Below are 20652 nucleotides of genomic sequence, written 5' to 3'. Positions count from 1 at the left end.
TCGCTTACGTGCAGACCCCGGTTTTTGATCAATTATTGAGCAGGTGGGACGTAGCCTTCAGCCTGGGCGTATTCCTCGCCGGAAAAGAACTTGTCCATTTCGCCGGCCAGGTATCTACGGTCTTCGGCATTCATCATGTTCAGGCGCTTTTCGTTGATCAGCAGGGTCTGGTGTTTCAACCAGTCGCCCCAGGCTTTGGCGGAGACGTGGTCGTAGATGTCCTGGCCCTTGGCACCTGGGTACGGAGGGCGTTCCAGGGCTGGCAGTTCTTCTTTGTACTTGCGGCACATGATGGTGCGGGTCATGACGAAACTCCTGCGTTCAATACGTCGGCCGCGCGCTTCAGCAGTTTTTTCACCGGGGCAGCAAGGCCCAGGCGCGGCGGGGTGGCGAGGTTATACCAGAGCCAGTCGGCCTCGGCCACGTGATGGGCGGTTTCCTCGACCTGGACCAGCCAGGGTTCGATGGCCAGCTGGAAGTGGCTGAAGGTGTGGACCAGCCCTGGCAGTTCCTGATGCTTGCCCAGCGCCAGCGCGTGCTGGTTGGCGAGGTGATCCAGGTCTTGCAGGTCGTCCAGCTCCGGCAAGCTCCACAAGCCGCCCCACAAGCCCGTAGACGGGCGACGGTAAAGCAGGATCGCGCCCTCGGCGTTCGCCAGCATCGGCATCAGCGTGCGCTTTTGCGGAATGGTCTTGCGCGGCTTGGGGATCGGGTAGCGTGTTTCCAGGCCGAGCATGTGGGCTTCGCAGCCTTTTTCCAGCGGGCACAGCAGGCAACTGGGTTTGCTGCGGGTGCACAGGGTGGCGCCCATGTCCATCATGGCCTGGGTGTAGGCGTTGACGCGCTCAAAGGGCGTGAAGCGCTCTGCGGTGGCCCACAACTGCTTGGCCACCTTGGGTTCGCCCGGGTAGCCCTCTTGGGCGGTAAAGCGCGCCAGCACGCGTTTGACGTTGCCGTCGAGGATCGGCGCGCGCAGGCCCATGCTCAGGCTGGCAATCGCGCCAGCGGTGGACAGGCCGATGCCCGGCAGCTCGGTGAGCTTTTCCACGTCGCGGGGGAATTCGCCGCCGTGTTCGGCCACCACGATCTTGGCGGTCTTCTGCAGGTTGCGCGCCCGGGTGTAGTAGCCCAGGCCCGTCCACAGGTGCAGCACTTCATCTTCCGGCGCGGCGGCCAAGGCTTCGACGGTTGGCAGGGAGGCCATGAAGCGGTCGAAGTAGTTGAGCACGGTGCTGACCTGGGTCTGTTGCAGCATGATCTCCGACACCCACACCCGGTAAGGGGTGATGCCCTGTTGCCAGGGCAGGTCGTGGCGGCCATGGCGGTCGTACCAGTCCAGTACCGCTTGTGAAAACTGCTCGTTTCTCATCGGTTGAACAGGCCTTTCAATGCGTCTTTGAGCTTGGGGTTAACCTTGTCGAGCTTTTCTTCCAGCTTCTCGTTGAGGCGATTGCCGGCCGCCTTGAGGGCGACCTGGCCCAGGCCGTCCTTGTCCAGGCGGCAGGCCTTGGCGCCCAGCTCAAGCGGGCCACGGCAGCGCAGCGGTACCTCAATGCCCTGGAAGTTGGCGCCGACCTGGCAGGCGGGGTCCGGCACCTCGCGCTTGTCGCCTTCGACGATGATGCCCACGCGATAGTCCATGCCCAGCACACGTAAATCCACATCACCGTTGCCGTTGAGCGTCAGGCCAGGGATGCGCACTTTCAGGTCGGGGTTACTGGCCACGCCGTTACGGAACGTGAGGTTGCCGCGCAGTTCCTGGAACGGTGTGTCCTTGCCGCCTGGCGTGGTGCTCAGGGTCTTGCGGTTGAGCAGGGCGATGCCGGTACACAGTTGCTGTTCGATGTTGGCATTGAGCAACACGCCGTTGTTGATCAGGAGGCTGGCGGTACCGTTGAGGCTGTCGATCAGGGCCTTCTGGCTGTTGCCGCGGCCGGTGAGGTTACTGTCGAGGGTGAGCTGGCCTTTGACCGGCGGGTTTTTCCCTTGGGCCTGCAGGATGCGCTCAACGGGCACCTGCTTGATGTGGCTTTGCAGGGCCAGCACTGGCGTGTCCTGGCGCACGTCGAGTGTGCCGTTGGCCTGGAACGTGCCGTTGTAGAGACCGCCGCTAAGGGTGTCGAGCTTGAGTTGCCCGTCAATGCCGGAGGCTTTAAGCACCGCGTTCTGAATGGGCAACTGGCTCAGGGTCAACTCGCCAAAGGCCAGGTCTGCATTCACGTCCAGGCTGCGCAGGCGGGTCAGCGGCAGCAGTTTGTCATTGCTCCAGGCACCTTTGGTCGGCGCCTCCGGCAATGGCGTGTTGCCGCCTGCGGCCATGGCGCCGGCTTCGCTGCTCTGTACTTCGGCCTGGCGTGCAGCGGTTGCACCTTTGGCGGCTTCGGATTTGGCCGGCAGGTAATTGTCGGCATTGAAGGTATCGCCCTTGAGCTGCACACGCAGGGACTGCTTGGCGAAATCATCCACGGCGACGCGGCCGGTGAAGGTGCTGCCATCGAGCTTCAGGTTCAAGTCTTCCAGGGCAACGCTGGTGGGCGTGCCCTTGAGGCGGCTCACCAGCTCGACCTTGCTCAGGCTGCCTGGGGCCATGGCAGGCAGTGGGTGCCCGATGCTCTCAAGAAACTTGGCCAGGTCAAACTGGGCAACCGACAGGGCGCCGCTGATCTGCGGGGTCTTGTCCAGGTCATTGGCCTTCAGTTCGCCCAAGGCGCGCAGTTGGTTGGCCGCCAGTTTCAGGTTGGTCCATTCGGCGACGTTGGCCGCCAGGTCCACCAGCAGTTGGCCCTGGGTGGAGAAGCTCACGGTCTTGCCTTGCAACGGCTCACCGGTGGCCTCGCCACTCAAGCGCATGTCTTCGAACTGATAACGCTTGAGCGCACGCTGGATGCGCAAGTTGCCGTTCAGCTCAGTCTTGACCCGCATCAGCGGCTGGTTGCTGCCCAGGAACGCCGTGAGTTTCAGCGGGATGCTGGCGCCTTCGTGGATGGCGCCGGCACTCAGCTGGATGCTTTCGGCACTCAGCTGCTTTCCGGTCTGTTCATCGGTGTATTCGACGCGGGCGTTGTTGATGGTCAGGCTGTCGATATCCAGGCGGATCGGCTGCGGTGGCTTTTCCGGCTTGGTTTCAGCCACGGGTTCGACCGGCGCGGGAGCGGGGGTGCCTGTGGTTTCGTCGGGCAGGTTCTTGCCGATGTCTTCCCAGTTGCCATGGCCCTGCTTATCGCGGTTCAGGCGCAGGTTCAGGCCTTCGACACGCACATCGCTCATCTGCACTTCGCGGCGCAGCAGCGGCAGTACGCGCACCGACAGGCCGAGCATCTGCAAGTCGGCAAACGGTTGAGTCGGTGCGGTCAGGGTCGCGACGCTGGCTTCATGAAGCTCCAGGCCCAGCCACGGGAACAGGCTCCAGCCGATATCGCCATTGAGCGTCAGCTCGATGTGGGCCTTGTCGCGGGCTATCTGGCGAATTTCTTCTTTGTAGTCGTTGGGATCGAAAAGGTGGGTCAGGGCAAAGCCGAGCGCCACAATGATCAGCAACAGCCCGAGAAGTACCAGACCCAGGATTTTGCCGAACGCTTTCATGGGCGAGTCCTTGTATGTCGATTTCAAAATGTAGCCGCAGAGTATAACGCCCGACGGCCCGCGTCAGTTCACGGATCGTTACATTGTATCCATGGGTGCGGAAATAGGATTTTGACGTCAGAAAAGTACAGATAATCCAAAAAAGGTAGTGGCAGTTTGATTTTTCTGTCATCCACTGGTGCTAATCTCTGCACGTTCGTCCGCCTTCTGCGACTTAACGTCGCGCCTAAAAGGGAGCTTCACTCAACAAAACGGCCACGCTTTGCGTGCAAGGCCGAGGGAGAGAGCGCCTGACGGACGCATACCAATAACTGGGGGAAACACCAATGAGCACTAGCACTGTGGCCGGCACTGCCGCCGCACAGCCTGCGTTCCTGTCCAAGGAACGCATCATCGCCAAGCCGGGCTTCAACCGCTGGCTGGTTCCACCGGCCGCCCTGGCCATCCACCTGTGCATCGGCATGGCCTACGGCTTCTCGGTGTTCTGGCTGCCATTGTCCAAGGCGCTGGGCATCACCGCGCCGGTGGCCTGCGCGCCGGACATGAGCTTTATCGCCCAAGTCTTCTCGTCCCAATGTGACTGGCCCATCTCCATGCTGGGCTGGATCTACACCCTGTTCTTCATCTTCCTGGGCTGCTCCGCAGCGATCTGGGGTGGCTGGCTGGAACACGCCGGGCCACGCAAGGCCGGGGTTGTCTCGGCACTGTGCTGGTGTGGTGGCCTGTTGATCTCGGCCCTGGGTATCTATACCCACCAGATCTGGCTGATGTGGATCGGCTCCGGGGTCATTGGCGGTATTGGCCTGGGCCTGGGCTATATCTCGCCCGTTTCGACCTTGATCAAGTGGTTCCCGGACAAGCGCGGCATGGCAACCGGCATGGCGATCATGGGCTTCGGCGGCGGCGCGATGGTGGGTGCGCCTCTGGCTGCGGCACTGATGGGCCATTTCTCTTCGCCGACCAGCGTAGGTGTATGGCAGAGCTTTGTGGTCATGGCGGCGATTTACTTCGTGTTCATGATCGGTGGCGCACTGCTGTATCGCGTCCCGCCGACTGGCTGGAAGCCTGAGGGTTGGACCGCTCCGGCGAAAAAAGCCAGCAATGCGATGATCACTCACCGCCATGTGCATGTGAATGTCGCCTGGAAAACCCCGCAGTTCCGCCTGGTATGGCTGGTGCTGTGCCTGAACGTGTCGGCCGGTATCGGCATCCTGGGCATGGCCTCGCCGCTGCTGCAGGAAGTGTTCGGCGGCAAGTTGCTGGGTGTTGATGTGCCATTTGGTCAACTGGATGCTGGTCAACTGGCCTCCATTGCAGCCATTGCCGCTGGTTTTACCGGCCTGTTGAGCTTGTTCAACATCGGTGGTCGGTTCTTCTGGGCCTCGTTCTCTGACTACCTGGGGCGTAAAAACACCTACTTCGTGTTCTTCGCCCTGGGCTTTGCCCTGTATGCGCTGATCCCGAACCTGGGGCATCTGGGCAACGTGGCGCTGTTTGTGGCGGCGTTCTGCATCATCCTGTCGATGTACGGCGGTGGTTTTGCGACGGTCCCGGCTTACCTGGCCGACTTGTTCGGTACCCAGATGGTCGGTGCTATTCACGGTCGCCTGCTGACCGCCTGGGCTGCTGCGGGCGTACTGGGCCCGGTGCTGGTGAACTACCTGCGTGAGTACCAGTTGAGCATCGGCGTTGAGCGCGCCGCGGCATATGACATCACCTTGTACATCCTTGCCGGCCTGCTGGTGCTGGGTTTCATCTGCAACCTGCTGGTACGCCCGGTGGCCGACAAGTACTTCATGACCGATGCGGAACTGGCCGCCGAACAGGCGCTGGGCCATGACAAAGGTGCTGATGCGAGCACCGTGCTGGAATGGAAGGCCTCCGCCGCCAGCAAGCCGCTGGCGATTGCCGCGTGGCTGGTGGTGGGCATTCCGTTGGCGTGGGGTGTGTGGGTGACCCTGCAGAAGACGGCAGTACTGTTCCACTAAACACCGCATTACCCTTGTGGGAGCGGGCTTGCTCGCGAAGACGGCATAACAGTCAACCTCTTCAGTGACTGACACTCCGCCTTCGCGAGCAAGCCCGCTCCCACAGTTGTATGCACATGTCTATCCCCGACACTCCATCAGTCTTATCCCCTTCGTTGTTTCTGTTTAGCGCCTGCGCCCCTATAATGGCTGCCTTTTTCGCCCAATGATTTTGCGGAGCTGGTGATGGCCGAACGTAAGGCATCTGTCGAGCGCGACACTCTGGAAACCCAGATCAAAGCCTCGATCAACCTGGATGGCACCGGAAAGGCCCGATTTGATATCGGTGTACCTTTTCTTGAGCACATGCTGGACCAGATCGCCCGTCACGGGCTGATCGACCTGGATATCGTCGGCAAAGGCGACCTGCATATCGACGACCACCACATGGTGGAAGACGTGGGCATCACCCTCGGCCAGGCGTTTGCCAAGGCCATCGGCGACAAAAAAGGCATCCGTCGCTACGGCCATGCCTATGTCCCATTGGATGAAGCGCTGTCCCGTGTGGTCATCGACTTCTCCGGTCGCCCGGGTTTGCAGATGCACGTGCCCTACACCCGCGCGAACGTGGGCCGTGGCTTTGACGTCGACCTGTTCCAGGAATTCTTCCAGGGCTTTGTCAACCACGCACTGGTCAGCCTGCACATCGACAACCTGCGCGGCACCAACACTCACCACCAGATCGAAACCGTGTTCAAGGCTTTCGGCCGCGCACTGCGCATGGCCGTCGAAGTCGATGAGCGCATGGGCGGGCAAATGCCGTCGACCAAGGGCGTCCTGTAATGCAGACGGTCGCGGTTATCGATTACGGCATGGGTAACCTGCACTCGGTGGCCAAGGCCCTTGAGCATGTAGGTGCCGGCAAGGTGCTGATCACCAGCGATGCCAGCGTGATTCGCGAAGCCGACCGCGTGGTGTTCCCCGGCGTTGGCGCGATTCGCGATTGCATGGCCGAGATCCGCCGCCTGGGTTTTGACAGCCTGGTGCGCGAGGTCAGCCAGGACCGCCCCTTCCTCGGTATCTGCGTGGGCATGCAAGCCTTGCTCGACAGCAGTGAAGAGAACGGCGGTGTCGACTGCATCGGTTTGTTTCCGGGCCAGGTGAAGTTCTTCGGCAAAGACCTGCATGAAGATGGCGAGCATTTGAAAGTCCCGCACATGGGCTGGAACGAGGTGCGCCGCACCGTCGACCACCCGCTGTGGCACGACATTCCGGACATGGCGCGTTTCTACTTCGTGCACAGCTATTACATCGCTGCCGGTAACCCGCGCCAGGTGGTGGGTGGCGGGCATTACGGCGTCGATTTTGCCGCCGCGCTGGCCGATGGTTCGCGCTTTGCCGTGCAGTTTCACCCGGAGAAGAGCCATACCCATGGCCTGCAATTGCTGCAGAACTTCGCCGCATGGGATGGTCGCTGGTAAATGGCCAGGAAACCGAAGCCGCCGATCTTGAACCTCGCGCCCGAGCAGGAGCGTGAGGCTACCGACAAGATCAAGCGTTTCATGGAGGACCGCTTCGAGCTCAAGCTGGGCTCGTTCGAGGTTGCCGAAATTCTTGAGTTGTTCACCACCGAAGTGGCGCCGCATTATTACAACAGGGCGATTTTCGACACGCAGACGCTCCTTAAAGAAAGGTTCGAAAGCATCGAAAGCGACTTGTGGTCGCTTGAGAAACCCTGATTTCCCAAGCATTGCTGAATATCGAATAAGGTTTGCCAGATGCTGATTATCCCCGCTATCGATCTCAAGGACGGCGCTTGTGTCCGCCTGCGCCAAGGCCGCATGGAAGATTCCACGGTGTTCTCCGATGACCCGGTGAGCATGGCTGCCAAATGGGTAGAAGGGGGCTGCCGTCGTCTGCATCTGGTGGACCTGAACGGCGCCTTCGAAGGCCAGCCGGTCAATGGCGAGGTGGTCACTGCCATCGCCAAGCGCTACCCGAACCTGCCGATCCAGATCGGCGGCGGTATCCGCTCCCTGGAGACCATCGAGCACTACGTCAAGGCGGGCGTGAGCTACGTGATCATCGGCACCAAGGCCGTGAAAGATCCAGCCTTCGTTGCCGAAGCCTGCCGCGCTTTCCCGGGCAAAGTGATCGTAGGCCTGGATGCCAAAGATGGTTTCGTCGCTACCGATGGCTGGGCTGAGATCAGCACCGTGCAGGTGATCGACCTGGCCAAGCAGTTCGAAGCCGACGGCGTGTCCGCCATCGTTTATACCGACATCGCCAAAGACGGCATGATGCAGGGCTGCAACGTACCCTTCACCTCAGCCCTGGCAGCGGCCACCAAGATTCCGGTGATCGCTTCCGGCGGCATTCACAACCTGGGTGACATCAAGTCGCTGCTGGACGCCAAGGCGCCCGGCATTATCGGCGCCATCACCGGCCGTGCGATCTATGAAGGCACCCTGGACGTCGCCGAAGCTCAGGCTTACTGCGACGCCTACAACGGCTGAGGACTGACCATGGCGCTGGCCAAACGCATCATCCCTTGCCTGGACGTCGACAACGGTCGCGTGGTCAAGGGCGTCAAGTTCGAGAACATCCGTGACGCCGGCGACCCGGTGGAAATTGCCCGTCGCTACGATGAGCAAGGTGCCGACGAGATTACCTTTCTCGACATCACCGCCAGCGTCGATGGCCGCGATACCACGCTGCATACCGTCGAGCGTATGGCCAGCCAGGTGTTTATCCCACTGACCGTGGGTGGTGGCGTGCGCACCGTGCAAGACATCCGCAACCTGCTCAATGCCGGTGCAGACAAGGTCTCGATCAACACCGCCGCGGTGTTCAATCCCGAGTTTGTCGGCGAAGCCGCGCAGCACTTCGGCTCGCAATGCATCGTGGTGGCTATCGACGCCAAGAAGGTGTCCGGCCCGGGCGAAACCCCGCGCTGGGAGATCTTCACCCACGGCGGGCGCAAACCTACCGGGCTGGACGCGGTGGAGTGGGCGATGAAGATGGAAGGCCTGGGCGCCGGTGAAATCCTGCTGACCAGCATGGACCAGGACGGCATGAAAAACGGCTTCGACCTGGGCGTGACGCGCGCCATCAGCGATGCACTGGGCATTCCGGTGATCGCTTCCGGTGGCGTCGGCAACCTGCAGCATTTGGCCGACGGTGTTATCGAAGGCCATGCCAGCGCGGTGCTGGCGGCGAGTATTTTCCACTTTGGTGAATACACCGTGCCCGAGGCCAAGGCCTACATGGCGGCGCGCGGTATCGTCGTGCGCTAAACGCTGCTGGACACCATGGCAGGCTCGCGGCACTCTCTGCGCTTGCCATGGATTCCGGTAGCCTTCATGTTCAAACACCTGCTGCTCGCCCTCGCCAGTTCCTCCATGTTCATGGTGGCTACGGCACATGCCGAACAACCGTCTGACGCCTCCCTGGTGTTGCTGACGGAAAATTTCCCGCCCTACAACATGGCGAAAAACGGCAAGAACTTCGCCAAGGACGAGAACATCGAAGGCATCGCCGTAGACATCATGCGCGAAACCTTCCGGCGTGCCGGCATTTCCTACAACCTGACCCTGCGCTTCCCGTGGGAACGAATCTACAAGCTCGCCCTGGAAAAACCCGGTTACGGCGTGTTTGTGATGGCGCGTCTGCCAGACCGTGAAGCCCTGTTCAAATGGGTCGGCCCCATCGGCCCGGACGATTGGGTGCTGCTGGCCAAGGCCGACAGCAAGATCGAGCTGCAAAGCCTGGAGCAGGCGCGCCGCTACAAGATTGGCGCCTACAAAGGCGACGCCATTGCCGAAAGCCTCGACAAGCAGGGGCTAAAGCCGATGGTCGCCCTGCGTGACCAGGACAATGCGCAAAAGCTCATGGAAGGCCAGATCGACCTGTGGGCCACCGGCGATCCTGCTGGGCGTTACCTGGCGCGGCAGGTGGGGGTGAACGGGCTCAAGACGGTATTGCGCTTCAACAGTGCGCAGCTTTACCTGGCGTTGAACAAGGACGTGCCGGATGAATGGGTGGCCAGGCTCCAGGCCGCGCTGGACCAGTTGCGCGAAGAAGGCCGTATCGACCAGATCATGGCCAACTACCTGTAGGAGCGAGCTTGCTCGCGAAGGACGTCAACGATGACGCGGGTATCCAGGGGGCGCGCGGCGGCTTCAAGTTTTTCGCGAGCGAGCTCGCTCCTACAGGGGGACGCGTCAGCGGTAGATGCCGTTCTTGCCATGCCCAGCCATCGCCCGGTTACTGCGCACGCTGATCATCAACTTGATATTGATCCACTCCACGCCCTGGGCCTTGAGCTTGGGCAATTCGCGCTCCAGCACCGCCAGGGTCTGCGGGTAAGGGTGCCCGATCATCACCGCTGAGCCCTGCTTGTGCGCCAGCTTGATTGCGGTTTGCAGTTGCGTGGTGATCGCTGCCTCGGTGCGTTCGTCATCAAGGAACACATCCCGCGAAACATGCGCCAGGCCGATCTTCTGCGCCTCGGCGGCGGCAACGGTCTGCGCGCTGGTGCGGCTGTCCACGAAGAACTTGTGGCGCCGTTGCAGCTCGGCCATCAACCACGCCATCGCCTGGGGCTGCGCGGTCATGCGGCTGCCCATGTGGTTGTTGATGCCTGCGGTGTAGGGCACGGCATCGAACGCGGCGTCCAGGCGCTTGCCCAGTTCTTCGATGGACAGCTCCGGGTGCCAGGCGAATGGGCCGGTGGCCGGGTCCATGGGCATGTGCAGGATCACGATCTTGCCAGCTTTGTGGGCCTCACGGGCGAATTCGGCGGCGTGGGGCGTGTCCGGCATGATGGCGGTAGTCACCGGGCCGGGTAGCGCGAGCACGCGACGATCCCTAGGCAGGTTTTGCCCCAGGTCGTCGATGATCAGCGTCAGGTAGGCTTTATGCGGTTCGCTGGCAGGGGCCGCTTGAGCGACCCCTGCCAGGCTGCACAGCACAGCGATGATCAGGGCAAGGCGCATGATCAACGGCTGCGGGTGATGCTCAAGCCCTTGAGCAGGCTGAGTGCCTGGGCCAGTTGGTAGTCATCGTCCTGCGGCATCGGCTTGGCCTTGGCGCGGCTGCCGGTTGGCTGGTCGGCGCCGCCGTTGCCATTGCCCAAGTGACCTTGCAGGTCGGCCTCTTTGTAGTATTCGCCATCGATCTCGTTGGTGATCTTGGCGCGGCGTACTTCGATGTCCGGCACAATGCCCTGGGCCTGGATCGAGCGGCCGTTGGGCGTGTAATACAGCGCGGTGGTGATCTTCAGTGCACGCTCGTTGTTCAGCGGCAATACGGTCTGCACCGAGCCTTTGCCGAAGCTGGTGGTGCCCATCAGCACGCCGCGCTTGAGGTCTTGCAGGGCGCCGGCGACGATTTCCGAAGCCGAGGCGCTGCCACCGTTGATCAGTACCGCCAACGGTACGTTCTCGCTGAGGTCATTGCCGGTGGCCGAGAAGCGCAACTCGGAGTTGGCGATACGGCCCTTGGTGTAGACGATCAGGCCTTTGGTGACGAAGTGGTCGACCACCTCGACCGCCGACTGCAACACGCCGCCTGGGTTGTTGCGCAGGTCAAGCACGATGCCGTTGAGCTTCTTGCCGTTGTCTTTGCGCAGCTTGGCCAGGGCCTTGGCCACTTCGTCGCCGGTCTTGACCTGGAACTGGGTGATACGGATGTAGCCGTAGCCCGACTCCAGCAGCTGGCTTTTCACGCTCTTGACCGTGATGGTCGCACGGGCCAGGGTCACGTCAAACGGGTTGCCGCCGTCGCGTACCAGGGTCAGGGTGATCTTCTGGCCGAGCTTTCCGCGCATCTTGTCGACGGCTTCGGTCATGGTCTGGCCACGGGTCGGCTGGCCGTTGATCTTCACGATCAGGTCACCGGCCTGGATACCGGCTTTGGACGCCGGGGTGTCGTCGATGGGCGAGACCACTTTGATCTGGCCGTCTTCGGAGCCCACTTCGATGCCCAGGCCGCCGAACTCACCGCTGGTGCTTTCCTGCAGCTCGGCGAAATCTTCCGGGCCCAGGTAGGCGGAGTGCGGGTCGAGGTTGCTGAGCATGCCCTTGATGGCATTTTCCAGCAGGGCCTTGTCGTCTACGGGTTCGACATACGCTGCCTTGATCCGGTCCATGACCTCGGCAAAGGTGCGCAGCTCATCCAGCGGCAACGGCGCCTTGGTCGTCGCGGCCATGGCAGGTGCAGCCGGTGCGGCCTGGTCGGCAAAAGCCAGAGGCGCGCCGATCACCAGGGCGATCGTCAGGGCCAGCGAAGTGAGGCGGGACAAATGCAACATGTCGAACGAACTCCTAGTGTAGATGCGACCCTATCCTTGGGACCGGCACCATTGTGCAGGGTCGCTCGGGCGGCCCTGCTGACGAATAGCGAAGTACAGCGCCGGGGTGTCCTGGCCACCACTGTTACCGACAGTGGAGATGGATTCACCGGCTTTTACAACATCACCTGCCGACTTGAGTAATGTCTGATTGTGGCCGTAAAGGCTCAAATAGCCATTACCGTGGTCAAGAATCACCAGCAAGCCGGCGCCCCGCAACCAATCGGCGAACACCACGCGCCCACCATGCACGGCGTGGACCTGGCTGCCGGCAGAGGCGCTGATCATCACGCCATCCCACTTGGCGCGGGTGTCATCGCCACGGGTTTCCCCAAAGCGTGCCAGTAATCGACCATCAACCGGCCATGGAAGTTTGCCGCGCGCTGAAGCAAAAGGGCCACCGAAGGACTCGCCGCTGCTGGAAACCAGCGGGCCAGGGGCTGCGCGTGCGGGTTTGCGCGGGGCCGGAGCGTCGGTGGTGGCAGCCAGTTCGGCCTCACGCTGACGCTTTTTTTCGGCTTCCTGCTGGGCGATCAGCGCTTTTTGCCGCGCTTCTTCGGCCTCGCGTGCCTGGCGGGCCAGAGTTTCTTCGATGGTCTTGAGGACTTTGGCCAGGTCGGCCTGGTCTTGCTCGCGGGCCTGCAGCTTGGCGTCGCGGGCTTTTACGTCGCTGTTGAGCTTGGCCAGGGCCTGCTGGCGTTCTTTGCGTACTTTATCGAGCTGGTCGCGCTGGGTGTCGAGGGCGGTTTTCTGGTCGAGCAGCTGCGATTGCTGGTCGGCGATTTCCTGTTCGACATTGGCCAATTGGCGCAGGGTTTCGTTAAACCCCTTCAATTGCGCCAGGCGCGCCTGGCTCAGGTAATCGTAATAGGTGAGGGTACGGGCGAATTTTTCCGGGTTCTGCTGGTTGAGCAGCAGCTTGAGGTACTCCTGACGGCCGCTCTGGTACGCGGCACGGGCCTGGATCGCGATCAGGCGTTGCTGTTCAACGCGTGCGCTCTGGAGTTTTTTTTTCTCAGCGTCGAGTCGCTCCAGTTCCGACTCGCTCTTCTTTAGTTCTTTTTGCAGCTCCTGGACCTGCTTCTCCAGCTTGCCCATCTCGGTTTCCGTGCCGCGCAGGTCTTTCTGCACCCCGGATTTTTCTTCCTGGAGCTTGCCGAGCAGTTTTTTCAGCTCGGTAATGTCCTGACGCGTAGCGTCCAACTGTTGTTGGGTTTGTGCGCGCTCATCGGCAAACGCCGGTTGGAGCAGGCAGACAAGAGCAAGGGTGATCAAGGCGCGAAGCATAGAGGCGGGCGACACCAGGGGAAAAGGACGGCCTAGTATGCCCGCCAAGCGCTGCAAAAAAAACGCCCAATTGGGGCTGGCGGGCAAGATAGGTGCCGAGTGGCGATGGTATGGCGAAAAGACATCTACTAAACACCACAAAACCAATGTGGGAGCGGGCTTGCTCGCGAATACGGTGTGTCAGTCGCTGAAGATATTGACTGAACTACCGCATTCGCGAGCAAGCCCGCTCCCACAGGGTTTTGCAGTGATGAGGGTGTCAGACCAGGATCGAGGTCCCGGTCATCTCTTCAGGCTTTTCCAGCCCCATCAGCATCAGCATGGTCGGCGCCACATCCGCCAGTACGCCGCCATTACGCACTTTGAAGTCGCGCTTGCCAACGTAGATGAACGGCACCGGCTCGGTGGTGTGGGCTGTGTGAGCCTGACCAGTGGATTCGTCGGACATCTGCTCGCAATTGCCATGGTCGGCGGTGATCAGTGCTTCGCCACCGACTTTGTCCAGCGCGTCGACGATGCGGCCAACACATTTATCCAGGCATTCCACGGCCTTGACCGCCGCTTCCAGGTTGCCACTATGGCCAACCATGTCGCCGTTGGCGTAGTTGACCACGATCACGTCATAACGCTGGTTATCAATGGCATCGACGATCTTGTCGGTGACTTCCGGCGCGCTCATTTCCGGCTGCAGGTCGTAGGTGGCGACTTTTGGTGACGGGATCAGAATGCGCTCTTCGCCGGGGAACGGCTCTTCGCGGCCACCGGAGAAGAAGAACGTCACGTGGGCGTATTTCTCGGTTTCGGCGATGCGCAGCTGGGTCTTGCCGTTCTTGGCCAGGTAGTCGCCCAGCACGTTCTCCAGGCTGCCCGGGGCGAATGCCGACGGTGCCGGGATGTTGGCGGCGTATTGGGTAAGCATGACGAACTCGACCTTTGGCTGGCGTGCGCGCTCGAAGTCCTTGAAACCTTCATCGACAAACACATGGCTCAGCTCACGGGCACGGTCGGCGCGGAAGTTCATGAACACCATGGCGTCGCCGTCTTCGACCTTCACCGGCTCGCCGATGGTGGTGGCTTTGACGAATTCATCGCTTTCGCCACGGGCGTAGGCCGCTTCCAGGCCTTCCTGGGCGGTGGCGGCGTTGAATTCGGCCTGGCCATCGACGATCAGGTTGTAGGCCTGGGCGACACGGTCCCAACGGTTGTCACGGTCCATGGCAAAGTAGCGGCCCACCAGGCTGGCGATGCGGCCCTTGCCCAGGGCGGCGAAGGTGGTGTCCAGCAGCTCGATGGAGGATTGCGCGCTTTTGGGCGGTGTGTCGCGGCCGTCGAGGAAGGCGTGCAGATAGATTTTGTCAGCGCCGCGCTTGAACGCCAGTTCGGCCATGGCGACCAAGTGATCCTGATGGCTGTGTACGCCGCCGTCCGACAACAGGCCCATGAAGTGCACGGCTTTGCCGGCGGCAACGGCTTTATCGACCGCAGCGCAGATGGTCGGGTTCTCGAAGAACTCGCCGTCGCGGATCGCCTTGGTGACACGGGTGAAGTCCTGGTACACCACTCGTCCGGCGCCAAGGTTCATGTGGCCGACTTCCGAGTTGCCCATCTGGCCGTCCGGCAGGCCCACGTCCATGCCGGAACCTGAGATCAAGCCGTTGGGCACGGTGGCGGTCAGGCGGTCCAGTACTGGCTTGTTGGCCGAGTACACCGCGTTGTCGTGGTGGCTTTCACTGTGTCCGAAGCCATCGAGAATTATCAGGACCAAAGGTTTAGGCGTGGTAGTCATAGATCCTCTCGCGGCGCTAATAAAGGAAGACAATTGAAAAGGGAGTGGCAGTTTAAAGCGAAGTTCCAACCACGTCACCGCTTTACGGGGGTTGGCCCCCCCTGGCGGCTGTGTATACTTACCGCCATTTTAACGCCCTGGAACCTCCTTGATGGTTGATCACCTGATTGCATTTGCCACTGCCCACTACCTGCTCGTGGGTGCCTTCGTCATCCTGCTGGCGCTGCTGATCGCTCATGAACTGAGCCGCGGTGGTCGCAGCCTGAGCACGTCGGAGCTGACCGCGCTGGTCAACAAGGATGAGGCCGTCGTCGTCGATATTCGCCCGGCCAAGGATTATGCCGCCGGCCATATCGTTGGCGCCCTGAACATTCCTCAGGACAAGCTGATCGCGCGCTTGGCCGAGCTGGAAAAATACAAGGCCAAGACCATTATCCTGGTCGACGCCCAAGGCCAGCACTCGGGCACCCACGCCCGCGAGATGCTCAAGACCGGCTTCACCGCCGCCAAGCTGTCGGGTGGTATCAGCAGCTGGCGTGGCGATAACCTGCCGTTGGTGAAGTGATATGAGCCAGGTTGTCGTGTATTCCAGCGATTGGTGCCCTTACTGCATGCGGGCCAAGGCTTTGCTTGAGAAAAAGGGCGTTGCCTTCGAAGAGATCAAGGTCGATGGCAAGCCTCAGGTGCGCGCCGAAATGGCCCAGAAGGCTGGCCGCACGTCGGTCCCGCAGATCTGGATCGGCACCCGGCACATCGGTGGTTGCGACGACCTGTTTGCCCTGGAGCGCGCCGGTAAACTTGATGCGCTGCTGTCCGTCTGACTCCTAAACCCTTAAGAACCCCAAGATAAAGAAGGATCTGCGATGACTGATCAACAGAACACCGAAGCAGCGCAAGACCAAGGCCCACAGTTCTCGCTGCAGCGGATCTACGTGCGTGACCTGTCGTTCGAAGCGCCAAAAAGCCCGGCAATCTTCCGTCAGGAATGGACCCCAAGCGTTGCGCTGGACCTGAACACCCGTCAGAAATCCCTGGAAGGTGACTTCCACGAAGTCGTGCTGACCTTGTCGGTCACCGTCAAAAATGGTGAAGAAGTCGCTTTTATCGCTGAAGTGCAACAGGCCGGTATCTTCCTGATCCAGGGCCTGGACGAAGCGTCCATGAGCCACACCCTGGGCGCGTTCTGCCCGAACATCCTGTTCCCGTATGCCCGTGAGACCCTGGACAGCCTGGTTACCCGTGGCTCGTTCCCGGCCCTGATGCTGGCTCCGGTGAACTTCGATGCCCTGTACGCCCAAGAGCTGCAGCGCATGCAACAAGAAGGCGCGCCAACCGTTCAATGATTTATTGAACGGCGCCGATCAAAAATGTGGGAGCGGGCTTGTGTGGGAGCTGGCTTGCCTGCGATAGCATCACTGCGGTGTGACAGACATACCGAGGTGCCTGCATCGCGGGCAAGCCCGGCTCCCACACAAGTCCCCTCCCACATTTGTTTTGCGTGTTACTTGAAGCCCAGCTGGCGCCAGCCTTCATAGACGGCGACGGCCACGGTGTTGGACAGGTTCAGGCTGCGGCAGCCTTCACGCATCGGCAAGCGCAGGCGATGGCCATCGGGCAATGCGTCAAGCACCTCGGCCGGCAGGCCTCGGCTCTCCGGGCCGAACAGGAACGCGTCGCCCTCGGCAAAGCTGGCATCATGAAACGGCCGCGAGCCCTTGGTGGTGAACGCGAACAGCCGTGGGTGGCCCAGGCTCTCCAGGCAGCTGGCGAGGTCGGCATGGCGCTTGAGGGTGGCGTACTCGTGGTAGTCCAGCCCGGCCCGGCGCAGGCGCTTGTCGTCCATGTCAAAGCCCAACGGCTCGATCAAATGCAGGTGGCAGCCACTGTTGGCGCACAGCCTGATAACGTTGCCGGTATTCGGCGGAATTTCTGGTTGAAAAAGGATGACGTGAAACATGCACGGCTCCGAAGGCAAAGATGCGCTGCATTCTACCCCTGAAGACGACCCGAGACCGAAGCTATTGCCGAGGGTGTTGGGCTCATTGGTGATTGTCGGCTTGATGATTGGCTTGATGATCGGTCGCTTGACCACCCCCGAGTCGCTTGAGCTGCAACAGGTAGAACCTGCGGCGGAGGGTTTGGTGGTGTGGTTCAACAACGAACCCAAGCTGCACGGCGAGCATATCGACGGCACTGTGGCGCTGCTGTTTGACGCCCAGGGCAAGGCTGCCAGCGGGCAGCTCAAGGTCAACGGTAAGGACGTGAATTGGCGCATACGCAAGACCGATGCTGGCTTGCTGCTGAACCTGGTAGCGGCCCGGCCGTTACGTGGGGAGTGGAGCGGTGCAGAGGTCGATGGCCGCTGGCGGCTGGAGATCCATCTCCAAGAGCAATAAAAGAGGGAGTTCCCGGCCTGCCTGTACCAGGGCTCCCAAAACGGGGTGAAGCCTAAGACTTCGGTGTTAAAGAGGGGATTCTCGGCCTGCCTGTACCAAGGTCCCCGAAACTGGGTAGTACAAGGGGTATTGCAGGGGGCGTGCCAGAACTTGCAATTGCTGCTTGAAAAAAATGCCAAAAAGCGCAAGGCCCCGGAATACGGGGCTTTGCTTGTTTCTACGGTTAAGAACTTCGTAGCGAAAGCGATCTGTGAGGTTTCGGGTCTGTGCTCAATGCCGGTTCATAGTGCATTGAAGCGGTGCACAAACTCGAGCTTTATGAAAATCCAAATGTGGGAGCGGGCTTGCTCGCGAAGGCGGTGGGCCAGCCAATACATCCGGCGACTGACACACTGCATTCGCGAGCAAGCCCGCTCCCACCTTGGATCTTCAGTGGGTTTGGGGAATGTGATCAGGCCTCATCACCCTCATCATCATCCCCACCATCTACCTTCATCCCCAATTCCTTGATCTTGCGCGTCAGGGTATTGCGCCCCCACCCCAGCAGCACGGCGGCATCGCGGCGGCGGCCGGCGGTGTGTTTGAGCGCGGTCTCGATCATGATCCGCTCGAACGCCGGCACGGCACTGTCCAGCAGGTTCGACTGGCCGCGTGCCAAGGCCTGGTCCGCCCATTGGCGCAGCGCTTGTTCCCAGTTGGTCACGGGAGCCGAGTCCTGCGGCAGGCTCAGCAGCTCCGGCGGCAGGTCGCTGATGTGCACTTCGCGCCCGGAAGCCATCACGGTGATCCAGCGGCAGGTGTTCTCTAGTTGGCGCACGTTGCCGGGCCACGGCAGGTTCTTGAGGTATTCCTCGGTCTCGCTTTTGAGCAGCTTGGGCTCGACGGCCAGCTCCAGGGCGGCGCGGCTGAGGAAATGGCGGGCGAGGGTAGGGATATCTTCGCGACGGTCCGACATTCGCGGGATGTGGATGCGGATCACGTTGAGGCGGTGGAACAAGTCCTCACGGAATTTACCCGCATGCACCAGTGTTTCCAGGTTCTGGTGGGTGGCCGCGATGATGCGCACATCCACCTTGACCGGCGTATGCCCACCCACACGGTAGAACTCGCCGTCAGCCAGCACGCGCAGCAAGCGAGTCTGGGTATCGGCCGGCATGTCGCCGATTTCATCGAGGAACAGCGTGCCACCGTCCGCCTGTTCAAAGCGTCCGCGACGCAGGTTGGCCGCGCCGGTGAATGCGCCTTTCTCATGGCCGAACAACTCGGACTCCATCAGGTCCTTGGGAATTGCCGCCATATTCAGTGCGATGAACGGCGAAGCCGCCCGCGGACTGTGGCGGTGCAGGGCGTGGGCCACCAGTTCTTTACCGGTCCCCGATTCGCCGTTGATCAGCACGGTGATGTTGGAATGGCTCAAGCGCCCGATGGCGCGAAACACTTCCTGCATCGCCGGCGCTTCCCCGATGATTTCCGGGGTGCGGGTCAGGGTCGGCGGGGCTTCCTGGTTCTGTTGTTCCTGGGCGTGCTGGTTGGCGCGCTTGACCAGCGCCACCGCTTCATCCACATCGAATGGCTTGGGCAGGTATTCAAAGGCACCGCCCTGGTAGGACGCGACAGCGCTGTCCAGGTCCGAGTGGGCGGTCATGATGATCACCGGCAAGCGCGGGTGCTGCTCGCGAATGCGCGCCAGCAAGTCCAGGCCACTGGCCCCAGGCATGCGAATATCGGAAATGATCACGTCTGGCTGCTGGCGTGCCAGGCGGCTCATCACCCCATCGGCGCTGTCGAAGCTCTGGGTAGTCATGCCTTCCTGTTGTAAGGCTTTTTCGAGGACCCAGCGGATAGAACGGTCGTCGTCGACGATCCAGACAGTTTCACTACGGCTCATGTCGTGGGGGCTCCTTGTTCCAATGGCAGGAAGATCGAGAACGTGGTGTGGCCAGGATGGCTCTCACATTCGATCAGGCCCTGATGCTGGCTGATGATGTTCTGGGTAATGGCCAGGCCCAGCCCGGTACCGTCCGGGCGGCCGCTGACCATGGGAAAGAAGATGGTTTCCTGCAGCTCCGCAGGAATGCCGGGGCCGTTGTCGATGATCTCGACCTTGGTCACCAGGCGATGGCGCACATGGCCGATGGTGAACTGGCGCAGGGCGCGGGTGCGCAGGCTGATGCGGCCCAGGCGCAGCTCGTTCTGGCTGCTGATGGCCTGCATGGCGTTGCGCACGATGTTGAGTACCGCCTGGATCATCTGTTCGCGGTCGATCAACACGTCGGGAATGCTTGGGTCGTAGTCGCGCACCAAGGTGATGCAGCCCTGGCTTTCGGCCTCGACCAGTTGGCAGACGCGCTCCAGCACCTCATGCACGTTGGTCATCGCCAGGGACGGCAGCTTGTTGGAGCCAAGCATGCGGTCCACCAGGTTACGCAGGCGGTCGGCTTCTTCGATGATGACGTTGGTGTAGTCCTTGAGGTGCTCGTCCGGCAGCTCGCGGGACAACAACTGCGCCGCGCCGCGAATGCCGCCCAGTGGGTTCTTGATCTCGTGGGCGAGGCCGCGCACCAGCATCTTGCTGGTTTCCTGCTTGGACAACTGCGCTTCCTCCTTGGTGATGCGCAGCAGGCGGTCGCGGGGGTGGACTTCGAGCAGCAGCAGGGTCGCGCCATTGCTCAGGATCGGGGTCACGGCGTAGTCGACGGTCAACGTTTGCCCGGTCAGCGCGGTGAGCATCGCTTCGCGCTTGGTGAACGGGTGTGCCTGCTCCACGGCCTGGCGCAACGAGCTCAAGGCTTCGGCCGACTCGGTGAACAATTCGCTGATGAACTGCCCATGGCTACGCTGGCCGCTGATCGCCAGGAGCATCTCCGCCGCCGGGTTCATGTACTCAAGGCGCAGGTCGGCATTGAGCAGGATGGTCGCGGTGGTCAGGTTGTCGAGTAACAAACGGTGCAGTGCATCGCTGATGGTCATCGGGACCTCTTTTGGAGCAAGGCGCGGGCTTGAGGCACACGCTGATACAAGGAAAATGCAAAAACCAAACCAAGGCTCCGAAAAGAAGCGCTAATGCCCTGAAATAGGGGATTCAGGCGCGAAACTGTGGCGTTCTGCCAGCTTGAACGGGAAGTTTCGAACCAAAATGGGCTGGGCAATTGAGAAGGGTGCAGGCTATCGCACCAATATAGTGCGGTTTTGTGAAGGTTGTTCAGCTAGTGAAGATTAAAGGCGAATCGCAGTCAGTGTGGGAGTTGGCTTGCCTGCGATAGCTGTGGTGCATTCAACACT

At 61.2% G+C, this 20652-nt stretch carries 21 protein-coding genes; 11 read left to right on the top strand and 10 right to left on the bottom strand.

What is annotated here, in order from left to right:
* Positions 1-32 precede the first annotated feature (32 nt).
* From ODQ19_RS10215 to ODQ19_RS10205, 3 genes are read right to left on the bottom strand one after another with little or no spacing between them, the layout of a single operon-like run.
* On the bottom strand, positions 33-305 hold the full coding sequence (locus ODQ19_RS10215) for an oxidative damage protection protein (RefSeq protein ID WP_330209952.1): 273 nt from the start codon (positions 303-305) through the stop codon (positions 33-35).
* On the bottom strand, positions 302-1369 hold the full coding sequence (gene mutY / locus ODQ19_RS10210; protein WP_116665965.1) for an A/G-specific adenine glycosylase: 1068 nt from the start codon (positions 1367-1369) through the stop codon (positions 302-304). Before mutY ends, ODQ19_RS10215 begins: the two co-directional genes overlap by 4 nt.
* Positions 1366-3582 carry an AsmA family protein gene (locus ODQ19_RS10205; RefSeq protein ID WP_330209951.1) on the bottom strand — a complete coding sequence of 739 codons (2217 nt, stop codon included), beginning with the start codon at positions 3580-3582 and terminating at the stop codon, positions 1366-1368. The genes mutY and ODQ19_RS10205 overlap by 4 nt, the downstream gene beginning before the upstream one ends.
* Before the next feature lie 326 nt (positions 3583-3908).
* Here ODQ19_RS10205 and ODQ19_RS10200 point away from each other — a divergent pair, with 326 nt between their 5' ends.
* The 7 genes from ODQ19_RS10200 to ODQ19_RS10170 all read left to right on the top strand — a co-directional run bounded on the left by ODQ19_RS10200 (position 3909) and on the right by ODQ19_RS10170 (position 9667).
* Complete coding sequence (locus tag ODQ19_RS10200) at positions 3909-5570, top strand: OFA family MFS transporter (protein ID WP_005783912.1); 1662 nt, start codon at positions 3909-3911, stop codon at positions 5568-5570.
* Between the two features lie 225 nt (positions 5571-5795).
* Positions 5796-6392: an imidazoleglycerol-phosphate dehydratase HisB gene (hisB, locus tag ODQ19_RS10195; protein WP_003187781.1), complete on the top strand. Its 597-nt coding sequence runs from the start codon at positions 5796-5798 to the stop codon at positions 6390-6392.
* Positions 6392-7030, top strand: a complete 639-nt coding sequence (gene hisH / locus ODQ19_RS10190) for an imidazole glycerol phosphate synthase subunit HisH (protein WP_330209950.1) — start codon at positions 6392-6394, stop codon at positions 7028-7030. The genes hisB and hisH overlap by 1 nt, the downstream gene beginning before the upstream one ends.
* Positions 7031-7288: a DUF2164 domain-containing protein gene (locus ODQ19_RS10185; protein WP_032894032.1), complete on the top strand. Its 258-nt coding sequence runs from the start codon at positions 7031-7033 to the stop codon at positions 7286-7288.
* A gap of 39 nt (positions 7289-7327) precedes the next feature.
* Positions 7328-8065 carry a 1-(5-phosphoribosyl)-5-[(5-phosphoribosylamino)methylideneamino]imidazole-4-carboxamide isomerase gene (hisA, locus tag ODQ19_RS10180; RefSeq protein ID WP_330209949.1) on the top strand — a complete coding sequence of 246 codons (738 nt, stop codon included), beginning with the start codon at positions 7328-7330 and terminating at the stop codon, positions 8063-8065.
* Positions 8066-8074: 9 nt separating this feature from the next.
* Positions 8075-8845, top strand: coding sequence for an imidazole glycerol phosphate synthase subunit HisF (gene hisF, locus ODQ19_RS10175; RefSeq protein WP_003171107.1), 771 nt, complete (start codon positions 8075-8077; stop codon positions 8843-8845).
* 66 nt (positions 8846-8911) lie between these two features.
* Positions 8912-9667 carry a substrate-binding periplasmic protein gene (locus ODQ19_RS10170; RefSeq protein WP_330209948.1) on the top strand — a complete coding sequence of 252 codons (756 nt, stop codon included), beginning with the start codon at positions 8912-8914 and terminating at the stop codon, positions 9665-9667.
* Positions 9668-9772: 105 nt separating this feature from the next.
* Here ODQ19_RS10170 and ODQ19_RS10165 read toward each other — a convergent pair whose 3' ends face one another.
* The 4 genes from ODQ19_RS10165 to gpmI form a co-directional block, all read right to left on the bottom strand.
* Positions 9773-10546 carry a divergent polysaccharide deacetylase family protein gene (locus tag ODQ19_RS10165; RefSeq protein ID WP_330209947.1) on the bottom strand — a complete coding sequence of 258 codons (774 nt, stop codon included), beginning with the start codon at positions 10544-10546 and terminating at the stop codon, positions 9773-9775.
* A gap of 2 nt (positions 10547-10548) precedes the next feature.
* Positions 10549-11862, bottom strand: coding sequence for a S41 family peptidase (locus ODQ19_RS10160; RefSeq protein ID WP_020302395.1), 1314 nt, complete (start codon positions 11860-11862; stop codon positions 10549-10551).
* A gap of 30 nt (positions 11863-11892) precedes the next feature.
* The gene (locus ODQ19_RS10155) at positions 11893-13188 is read right to left on the bottom strand and encodes a murein hydrolase activator EnvC family protein (protein ID WP_003187792.1); all 1296 of its coding nucleotides are present in this window, start codon (positions 13186-13188) and stop codon (positions 11893-11895) included.
* Positions 13189-13447: 259 nt separating this feature from the next.
* The gene (gene gpmI, locus ODQ19_RS10150; protein ID WP_330209946.1) at positions 13448-14974 is read right to left on the bottom strand and encodes a 2,3-bisphosphoglycerate-independent phosphoglycerate mutase; all 1527 of its coding nucleotides are present in this window, start codon (positions 14972-14974) and stop codon (positions 13448-13450) included.
* A 151-nt stretch (positions 14975-15125) separates the two neighbouring features.
* Between gpmI and ODQ19_RS10145 the strand changes: the two genes are divergently transcribed.
* Genes ODQ19_RS10145 through secB form a run of 3 tightly spaced genes read left to right on the top strand, consistent with a single transcriptional unit; the run spans position 15126 to position 16317 of the window.
* Positions 15126-15539, top strand: a complete 414-nt coding sequence (locus tag ODQ19_RS10145) for a rhodanese-like domain-containing protein (protein WP_003187796.1) — start codon at positions 15126-15128, stop codon at positions 15537-15539.
* Between the two features lies 1 nt (position 15540).
* The gene (gene grxC, locus ODQ19_RS10140) at positions 15541-15795 is read left to right on the top strand and encodes a glutaredoxin 3 (protein WP_003187797.1); all 255 of its coding nucleotides are present in this window, start codon (positions 15541-15543) and stop codon (positions 15793-15795) included.
* A gap of 42 nt (positions 15796-15837) precedes the next feature.
* On the top strand, positions 15838-16317 hold the full coding sequence (gene secB / locus ODQ19_RS10135) for a protein-export chaperone SecB (protein ID WP_003187799.1): 480 nt from the start codon (positions 15838-15840) through the stop codon (positions 16315-16317).
* A gap of 158 nt (positions 16318-16475) precedes the next feature.
* Here the strand turns inward: secB and ODQ19_RS10130 are convergent, their stop codons facing one another.
* Complete coding sequence (locus ODQ19_RS10130) at positions 16476-16931, bottom strand: tRNA (cytidine(34)-2'-O)-methyltransferase (RefSeq protein WP_003171120.1); 456 nt, start codon at positions 16929-16931, stop codon at positions 16476-16478.
* Between ODQ19_RS10130 and ODQ19_RS10125 the strand changes: the two genes are divergently transcribed.
* Positions 16930-17370 carry a hypothetical protein gene (locus ODQ19_RS10125; protein WP_330209945.1) on the top strand — a complete coding sequence of 147 codons (441 nt, stop codon included), beginning with the start codon at positions 16930-16932 and terminating at the stop codon, positions 17368-17370. The two genes, ODQ19_RS10130 and ODQ19_RS10125, sit on opposite strands and share 2 nt — an antisense overlap.
* A 451-nt stretch (positions 17371-17821) precedes the next feature.
* Here the strand turns inward: ODQ19_RS10125 and ntrC are convergent, their stop codons facing one another.
* The gene (ntrC, locus tag ODQ19_RS10120) at positions 17822-19258 is read right to left on the bottom strand and encodes a nitrogen regulation protein NR(I) (RefSeq protein ID WP_003187806.1); all 1437 of its coding nucleotides are present in this window, start codon (positions 19256-19258) and stop codon (positions 17822-17824) included.
* The gene (gene glnL, locus ODQ19_RS10115) at positions 19255-20340 is read right to left on the bottom strand and encodes a nitrogen regulation protein NR(II) (protein WP_014716523.1); all 1086 of its coding nucleotides are present in this window, start codon (positions 20338-20340) and stop codon (positions 19255-19257) included. The genes ntrC and glnL overlap by 4 nt, the downstream gene beginning before the upstream one ends.
* Positions 20341-20652: the final 312 nt, after the last annotated feature.

This window comes from Pseudomonas sp. AM4(2022), assembly GCF_036346515.1.
In the GTDB taxonomy this organism is placed as follows: domain Bacteria; phylum Pseudomonadota; class Gammaproteobacteria; order Pseudomonadales; family Pseudomonadaceae; genus Aquipseudomonas; species Aquipseudomonas paracarnis.
The sequence above is the reverse complement of the archived record's forward strand: the minus strand, read 5'-3'. Positions and strand labels throughout refer to the sequence as shown.

Excerpts from the sequence above, each read along its gene's own strand:
- ODQ19_RS10215 (WP_330209952.1), bottom strand. The coding sequence starts at position 305 with ATGACCCGCACCATCATGTGCCGCAAGTACAAAGAAGAACTGCCAGCC.
- mutY (WP_116665965.1), bottom strand. The coding sequence starts at position 1,369 with ATGAGAAACGAGCAGTTTTCACAAGCGGTACTGGACTGGTACGACCGC.
- ODQ19_RS10205 (WP_330209951.1), bottom strand. The coding sequence starts at position 3,582 with ATGAAAGCGTTCGGCAAAATCCTGGGTCTGGTACTTCTCGGGCTGTTG.
- ODQ19_RS10200 (WP_005783912.1), top strand. The coding sequence starts at position 3,909 with ATGAGCACTAGCACTGTGGCCGGCACTGCCGCCGCACAGCCTGCGTTC.
- hisB (WP_003187781.1), top strand. The coding sequence starts at position 5,796 with ATGGCCGAACGTAAGGCATCTGTCGAGCGCGACACTCTGGAAACCCAG.
- hisH (WP_330209950.1), top strand. The coding sequence starts at position 6,392 with ATGCAGACGGTCGCGGTTATCGATTACGGCATGGGTAACCTGCACTCG.
- ODQ19_RS10185 (WP_032894032.1), top strand. The coding sequence starts at position 7,031 with ATGGCCAGGAAACCGAAGCCGCCGATCTTGAACCTCGCGCCCGAGCAG.
- hisA (WP_330209949.1), top strand. The coding sequence starts at position 7,328 with ATGCTGATTATCCCCGCTATCGATCTCAAGGACGGCGCTTGTGTCCGC.
- hisF (WP_003171107.1), top strand. The coding sequence starts at position 8,075 with ATGGCGCTGGCCAAACGCATCATCCCTTGCCTGGACGTCGACAACGGT.
- ODQ19_RS10170 (WP_330209948.1), top strand. The coding sequence starts at position 8,912 with ATGTTCAAACACCTGCTGCTCGCCCTCGCCAGTTCCTCCATGTTCATG.
- ODQ19_RS10165 (WP_330209947.1), bottom strand. The coding sequence starts at position 10,546 with ATGCGCCTTGCCCTGATCATCGCTGTGCTGTGCAGCCTGGCAGGGGTC.
- ODQ19_RS10160 (WP_020302395.1), bottom strand. The coding sequence starts at position 11,862 with ATGTTGCATTTGTCCCGCCTCACTTCGCTGGCCCTGACGATCGCCCTG.
- ODQ19_RS10155 (WP_003187792.1), bottom strand. The coding sequence starts at position 13,188 with ATGCTTCGCGCCTTGATCACCCTTGCTCTTGTCTGCCTGCTCCAACCG.
- gpmI (WP_330209946.1), bottom strand. The coding sequence starts at position 14,974 with ATGACTACCACGCCTAAACCTTTGGTCCTGATAATTCTCGATGGCTTC.
- ODQ19_RS10145 (WP_003187796.1), top strand. The coding sequence starts at position 15,126 with ATGGTTGATCACCTGATTGCATTTGCCACTGCCCACTACCTGCTCGTG.
- grxC (WP_003187797.1), top strand. The coding sequence starts at position 15,541 with ATGAGCCAGGTTGTCGTGTATTCCAGCGATTGGTGCCCTTACTGCATG.
- secB (WP_003187799.1), top strand. The coding sequence starts at position 15,838 with ATGACTGATCAACAGAACACCGAAGCAGCGCAAGACCAAGGCCCACAG.
- ODQ19_RS10125 (WP_330209945.1), top strand. The coding sequence starts at position 16,930 with ATGCACGGCTCCGAAGGCAAAGATGCGCTGCATTCTACCCCTGAAGAC.
- ODQ19_RS10130 (WP_003171120.1), bottom strand. The coding sequence starts at position 16,931 with ATGTTTCACGTCATCCTTTTTCAACCAGAAATTCCGCCGAATACCGGC.
- ntrC (WP_003187806.1), bottom strand. The coding sequence starts at position 19,258 with ATGAGCCGTAGTGAAACTGTCTGGATCGTCGACGACGACCGTTCTATC.
- glnL (WP_014716523.1), bottom strand. The coding sequence starts at position 20,340 with ATGACCATCAGCGATGCACTGCACCGTTTGTTACTCGACAACCTGACC.